The organism is Methylobacterium sp. B1 (genome assembly GCF_000333255.1).
GTDB classification, from domain to species: Bacteria; Pseudomonadota; Alphaproteobacteria; order Rhizobiales; family Beijerinckiaceae; genus Methylobacterium; species Methylobacterium fujisawaense.
The window spans coordinates 1-4,550 of the sequence record NZ_BACT01001081.1 but is presented as its reverse complement, the minus strand read 5'-3'; the positions used below and the strand labels follow the sequence as shown (position 1 = coordinate 4,550).

Below are 4,550 nucleotides of genomic sequence, written 5' to 3'. Positions count from 1 at the left end.
ATCTCAGCGTCGTAATCCGCCGAGAAGAACACGACGATCTGTGACAGGGCCGAGCCCCCGACGGCCCGGGCGACCTCAGCGGCCGCGTCGGCGGCCCCGGCCGCATCGGTCCAGGCCGTCCAGATGCCGCAGAGATGGCGGCGCACTCCCGATCCTTGAGCCACGTTCCATCCCCTGCGACCCCCTCGGCAAGCTTGGCGCCTGCTCTTCAGCGTCTTGTGCAGAGTATGTCGTGCGCAACCGAGCGGTGCAACGGGGCGTGTCGCCCCCCGGGCAGGTTCAATCTCGGTCCGAGGCCCGGGAGGCGGCGTTCACTTCATGCAGGCGTCCTCGGCCTTCTCGAAGGCAGCGGGCTTGGGCTCGTGCTCCGGCGGTCTGTTGCGACCGAGCGCTCCGTCCGAACGGGCGCGGAGATACGTGAATATGTCCGGCAGGTAGCACATGACGTTCTTGTTATCGCCGAAGGCGGGCATGACCAGCTCCTGCGAGGCGTTCACGTCCTTCTTGCCGCCCACGACGATGCCGGCGAAGTGCGCGTAGTCCATGCCCTTGAGGGCATCGACAAGCGACGGTGCGTAGGTCGAGCCCATCCCGTCGGGGCCGTGGCAGACGATGCAGTTGGAATTGTACCGCACGTAGCCGGACATGGTGTACCAGTCGACCTTCTTGCCGCCGTCCGTGACGTGGTAGGTCGGATCGCCGTTCTTGTCGGTGTACTGGCCGTCCTGGACCTTCGCCGGCTGCGTCGGTCCCTCGCTCTTCAGGTCGGTCGATGCCGCGCCGGCTGGGGCGGCGGATGTCGAAACGGCTCCGAGGGTTCCTGCTGCAAGTCCGGCCAGAATGAGCCCGGCGATCCTGTCTGCTGCGCGCCGCATAAGTCGTCCTCCTGCCGCCCACAGGCTTCTTCTCGGTGGAGCGACGCCGGGATAACGACGGATCTCGGAAACGAAGACCTTGGTGCGCCTTCACGTTTTCGCGCATCGCGGGGACGTGCCGGCTCGGAACGACGACTGAACGATTATCCGCGTTGCGCACAGCATTAACCTTTTGTTAATCGGCGCATTGCCGCCGGCCCGCCGGCGTGAGAGCTTTCGTTAACGAGAGCTTAACGGTTGGGTCCGGCGATGCGGTTCGCGGTTTCGATGATGCAGAGACGGGTCGAGGCACCCGCAGCGCGTCGGCTGCCCCGGAGCCGCCGCGCCGCCGTCGCCGCCCTCGCGGTCTTCGGCATTGTGGGCCTCGCCACCGGTGTCCAGGCGCAGACGCTTGCGAGCCTGCCGACGGAAGCCGGTGCCCGGGTGCAGGGCGACGCCAAGCCGATCGCGGCCTGGACGACCTTCTGCCAGACCTACGCGGCCGAATGCGCGCTCGACCGGGGCGAACCGGCCCGGATCAGCCTGACGCCCGCCACCTGGGCGACGATCGTGTCGGTGAACCGGCGGGTCAACAAGGCGGTCGAGCCGATGACCGATCAGGACCACCTGCACGTGGCCGACCGGTGGGATCTGGCCGAGGACGGCATCGGCGACTGCGAGGACTTCCAGCTGCTCAAGCGCCATCTGCTGGCCCAGGCCGGCCTGCCGCGGCGGGCGATGCGCATGACCGTGGTGATCGACGAGAAGGGCGAGGGCCACGCGGTGCTCACCCTGATCACCGACCGGGGCGACCTGGTGCTCGACAACAAGACCAACGCGATCCTGCCCTGGCACAAGACCGGCTACGTGTTCATCAAGCGCGAGAGCCAGGACGCCGTCGCCTGGGTCTCGCTCGGCGGTGTCACCTCCCCGGTCACCACCGCCAACCGCTGAGCCGTCTCAGGCCGCCCGGCTCAGCGACGGCTGGGCAAGGCTCGCCACATAGGCCTCGACCCGGCCGATGAAGGCAGCGAGATGGGGGGCGACGCCGCGAAGGCTGGCGAGATCCCGCACCAGGATGTCCCGCGACAGCGCCCTGTCGCCCTCGCTCGGCGCATCGGCGAGATAGGAATCCACCGCGTGCTCCGCGATATTGATCGCCCCGGCCCGACCATCCTCGGCGAGCGCTCTGATCACCTGCTGGATGGCGGGCTGCATTGCGGGTCCTTTCCTGAGGCGCAGTCCCGTCCGCGACGGGCTGGCTGGCTTCTTGCAATTCGATCGGGCCCGCCGCGAATCCTGCGCGTGAGCATCCCTGAGAAGCCGGCAAAACTGACCTGAATCAAGACCCTCGGAGGGGGCGCAGAGCGGCTATTCGCTCCGTGCATGTGTTTCGGGTCAGCTCTGCGGATGAAAACATCTCTTAAATCGGAACCGATAGGGCTCGACGCGCGTTGTCCGTCTGGCCTTGACCCATTGTGCGTCGCACGTGGTCGTGTCACCCTTCCGTCATCATCGGGCGGCGGGGGCTTGGGCCATGCGGCACGCGGATGGCGGAATCTCGTGTCAGGTGTTCGGCGCCCTGCAATGGCGGGGCTGGGCTCATGCGGTGCGCCGGGCGCGCCAAGCCGCGAGCTTCGCACTGGTGGGCGCGATCCTCACGATGGGCGGCGCGACGACCCATGCCCATGCCCGGCTCGTTCTTCCGGATCAGGTGACCGCCGTCGAACAGGCTGGGTCGGTGCGCGCCATCGCGGGCTGGACGGATTTCTGCGCGCGGACGCCCCAGGAATGCGTGGTCGACATTGCCGAGCCCAACGCGATCCCGCTCACCATGGCGGTGTGGCGGACCCTGCAGAGCGTCAACCGTCGGGTGGACGCCCGCATCAAGCCCATCACCGATCAGGCCCATTGGGGCGTCGTGGATCGCTGGGATTTTCCCGATGACGGCTTCGGTGACTGCGAGGATTACCAGTTGCTGAAACGGCGGATGCTGGTGGAGCGCGGCCTGCCGCGGCGTGCCCTGCTGATGACCGTGGTCATCGACGAGACCAACGAAGGCCACGCGGTGCTCACGGTTCGCACCGATCGCGGCGACTTCATCCTCGACAACAAGACCGACGCGATCCGCTCCTGGCGGCGTACCGGCTACAGCTTCATCAAGCAGGCCGGCCAGGACGGGCCGGCTTGGGTCTCCCTCGAGGGCAAGGACGGCACCGCACAGGTCGCCACCGCCGAGCCCTGAATCTGGTCAGACGCCGACCAGCATCGCGGCGAGGTCAAGGGCGACCCGGCCCGAGAGCAGGCTCCAGCCGCACGCGACGATGGTCGCCAGCATCACGAACGGCATCGGCCGGCCCTCGATCCGCCGGCCGCGCACCGTGTTGCGCAGGATGATGAACGGCGCCGAAAAGGCCAGCATCGGCAGGGCGGCCACTGCCGGGAGGCCGCCCCGCTCCAGCAGGCTGAAGCTCGCCCGCCGTGCTGCGAACAGCTCGAAGGCGCTGGCGATCAAGCCGGACAGTGCCAGTCCGATGCACAGGGTCCGGATCGACTCGATGGCGGCGGGCGTGAGGACCATTATTCGCGCTCCTGATACAGGTTGCGCGCACTGTACTCATGCCGTTTACCGCTTGTTAAGCACGAGTCTCGGGTAGCGTTAATCCGTGCACAGGTGTGGGCCGGCGCAGCCCCACCGGGGATGCAGGGGCAGCCGCGTCGTCGGCTAGGCCTCTTCCTCGAGATCGATGTCGAGGATTGCCATCCGGAAGACGAAGGAATCGTCGCCATCCTCCTTGTCGTCGGCGATCACGCCGATCGATTCCTCGCCGATGAATACCTCGGCGGAGTCGCCGGTCTTCATCGCCGTGAGGCGGATGTTGTTGTTCGCGAACTTGCGGCGCAGATAGTCCTGAAGCTTCGCGGTCTCGGCTTTGGTCACGCTGATCGATCTCCCCTGGCGGCGCTGGCGCCGCGGATGGGCCGAGGGCTTGCCACGCCTCGGGCGGAGCGGCAAGCGCGACGGCGTTGCGGTTCAGATCCCGTCGCCCAAGTGGATGAACTGGTCCAAGGCGACGAACTGGTCCATCGCCCGGGCGGGATCGTCGCAGCCTGCGGTGCCGACCACCCGCGCCGGCACGCCGACCACCGTGGTGTTGGGCGGTACCGGTCTCAGCACGACCGAGCCGGCCGCCACCCGGGCGCAGGCGCCGACCTCGATATTGCCCAGGATCTTGGCGCCGGCGCCGATCATCACGCCGCGGCGGATCTTGGGGTGGCGGTCGCCGCGCTGCTTGCCGGTGCCGCCCAGCGTCACGGCGTGGAGGATCGACACGTCGTCCTCGATCACCGCGGTCGAGCCGACCACAAGCCCCGTGGCGTGGTCGAGGAAGACGCCCCGCCCGATCCGCGCCGCCGGATGGATGTCGCACTGGAACACCTCCGAGACCCGGCTCTGGAGGTAGAGAGCGAGGTCGCGCCGGCCGCGGTTCCAGACATGATGGGCGAGGCGGTAAGCCTGGAGCGCGTGGAACCCCTTGAAGTAGAGGACCGGTTCCAGTGCCCGGAGTGTCGCCGGATCCCGGTCGATCACCGCACCGATATCAGACGAGGTTCTCTCGGTCGGCGTCGCGGATGTGACCGATCCAGCCTATATCCCGCAGAGCTTGGCGACGATCGCGCAGGCGTCGAGACCGG

6 protein-coding genes and 1 pseudogene are annotated in these 4,550 nt (G+C 67.6%); 2 read left to right on the top strand and 5 right to left on the bottom strand.

What is annotated here, in order from left to right; all coding sequences use genetic code 11:
* Window positions 1-311: 311 nt before the first annotated feature.
* Window positions 312-875 (bottom strand): c-type cytochrome, methanol metabolism-related, encoded by a 564-nt coding sequence (locus I53_RS30020; RefSeq protein ID WP_043358028.1) that lies wholly within the window; start codon window positions 873-875, stop codon window positions 312-314.
* A gap of 249 nt (window positions 876-1,124) precedes the next feature.
* On the opposite strand from I53_RS30020, the gene I53_RS30015 reads away from it, so the two are divergent.
* Window positions 1,125-1,808, top strand: coding sequence for a transglutaminase-like cysteine peptidase (locus I53_RS30015; protein WP_051045130.1), 684 nt, complete (start codon window positions 1,125-1,127; stop codon window positions 1,806-1,808).
* Window positions 1,809-1,814: 6 nt separating this feature from the next.
* Here the strand turns inward: I53_RS30015 and I53_RS30010 are convergent, their stop codons facing one another.
* Entirely contained in the window at window positions 1,815-2,072 is a 258-nt protein-coding gene (locus tag I53_RS30010) for a hypothetical protein (RefSeq protein WP_043358027.1), read from the bottom strand.
* 319 nt (window positions 2,073-2,391) lie between these two features.
* On the opposite strand from I53_RS30010, the gene I53_RS30005 reads away from it, so the two are divergent.
* Complete coding sequence (locus tag I53_RS30005; protein ID WP_051045129.1) at window positions 2,392-3,099, top strand: transglutaminase-like cysteine peptidase; 708 nt, start codon at window positions 2,392-2,394, stop codon at window positions 3,097-3,099.
* 6 nt (window positions 3,100-3,105) lie between these two features.
* Here the strand turns inward: I53_RS30005 and I53_RS30000 are convergent, their stop codons facing one another.
* The 3 genes and pseudogenes from I53_RS30000 to cysE all read right to left on the bottom strand — a co-directional run.
* Window positions 3,106-3,435 (bottom strand): hypothetical protein, encoded by a 330-nt coding sequence (locus I53_RS30000; protein WP_043358025.1) that lies wholly within the window; start codon window positions 3,433-3,435, stop codon window positions 3,106-3,108.
* A gap of 144 nt (window positions 3,436-3,579) precedes the next feature.
* Window positions 3,580-3,795 (bottom strand): DUF3126 family protein, encoded by a 216-nt coding sequence (locus tag I53_RS29995; protein ID WP_007565940.1) that lies wholly within the window; start codon window positions 3,793-3,795, stop codon window positions 3,580-3,582.
* A gap of 93 nt (window positions 3,796-3,888) precedes the next feature.
* Window positions 3,889-4,461 (bottom strand): annotated as a pseudogene (cysE, locus tag I53_RS29990) (serine O-acetyltransferase); the annotation flags it as partial.
* Between the last annotated feature and the right edge of the window lie 89 nt (window positions 4,462-4,550).

Excerpts from the sequence above, each read along its gene's own strand:
- I53_RS30020 (WP_043358028.1), bottom strand. The coding sequence starts at position 875 with ATGCGGCGCGCAGCAGACAGGATCGCCGGGCTCATTCTGGCCGGACTT.
- I53_RS30015 (WP_051045130.1), top strand. The coding sequence starts at position 1,125 with ATGCGGTTCGCGGTTTCGATGATGCAGAGACGGGTCGAGGCACCCGCA.
- I53_RS30010 (WP_043358027.1), bottom strand. The coding sequence starts at position 2,072 with ATGCAGCCCGCCATCCAGCAGGTGATCAGAGCGCTCGCCGAGGATGGT.
- I53_RS30005 (WP_051045129.1), top strand. The coding sequence starts at position 2,392 with ATGCGGCACGCGGATGGCGGAATCTCGTGTCAGGTGTTCGGCGCCCTG.
- I53_RS30000 (WP_043358025.1), bottom strand. The coding sequence starts at position 3,435 with ATGGTCCTCACGCCCGCCGCCATCGAGTCGATCCGGACCCTGTGCATC.